Source organism: Enterobacter sp. PL_is514 (assembly GCF_055816715.1).
On record NZ_JBVPGN010000003.1, the window covers coordinates 1 to 1,082 of the forward strand.

General features: G+C 64.1%; 1 protein-coding gene. It reads right to left on the bottom strand.

Going from position 1 to position 1,082, the window contains the following annotated elements; genetic code table 11:
* Positions 1–1,082 (bottom strand): type VI secretion system Vgr family protein (locus AC0TNG_RS00035; protein WP_473723520.1); only part of this gene is annotated, 1,082 nt, incomplete at both ends.

Below are 1,082 nucleotides of genomic sequence, written 5' to 3' on the forward strand. Positions count from 1 at the left end.
TGCACCCCGCCGTAGCCCTGGCCCGCCCACGCGCTCGACACGCGCACCCAGCAGGAGCTGGTGTCATCGCCCTTCGCCAGACGGTCCCAGTGGAACTTCACCTTCACCCGACCGTATTTGTCCGTCCAGATACTCTCCCCGTTCGGCCCCACCACTTTCGCCGTCTGCGGGCCGTAGGTGCGCGGCCACGCCGTGCTCTGCGCCGGACGGTACACCACCGCCGACGGGATGACCGTGAAATCGGTCCGGTGAATGGTCTCCCCCTCGCCGCTGGCATAGCGGTTCTCTTCGAGGTGGTAACCCGCCGCCGTCACCAGATACTCACCGTTGTCGCTGAAGAACGGCGCGTTGGTTAAGGTGAAGGTGTGCCCCGGCGCAATCCCCGCCGCCGTCGCGGTGGCCTGAATCTGCTGGTGCTCCACCTGCCAGCGCTCCTGACGGATACGGGCATAGAACTCCCCGTGCCCCTTGTCCACAAAGCGACCCGGCCAGTCGTACACGTCAATGCTGCCCGGCTTCGGCGACGCCGGGTTCTGCTGGGCCTGGAACAGCCACGCGTTCGGCTTGCGGAAGTCATAGTCGTCGAGGCTGTAAATCCCCGGCGTCACGCTGTCCTCCAGCGCCCACTGGCTGATGCCCTCTTCGTCCGTACTGCCGCCTGACGGCGTCTGGTGGTACGGAATGACCTCATAGCCGCTGAACGGCTGGTACTGCGTGGCGGCGTCGGTGAGCACCAGGGTGTGCTTGTCCGCTTCATGGCGGAAGTGATACGCAATCCCCTCCAGCTCCATCAGGCGGCTGATGAAGTCCAGGCTCGACTCCTGATACTGCACGCAGTAGTCCCACACCCGGTAGCTGCCGGTGAGTTTATCCTCAACGTTGACCTGATGCTCGCCGAGCAGGGTTTTCACAATCTGCGGCACCGTCTGCCCCTGGAAAATACGCAGGTTACGGTCGCGCTTCATCGGCCACAGGTCAGGCTCCACCGTCAGCTGGTACACCGCATAGCGGGTGCCCGTCAGCTCAACGGCGCTGACCGCCACGCGGGTAATCTTGCCGTTAATATAGCGGGACGTCAGCAG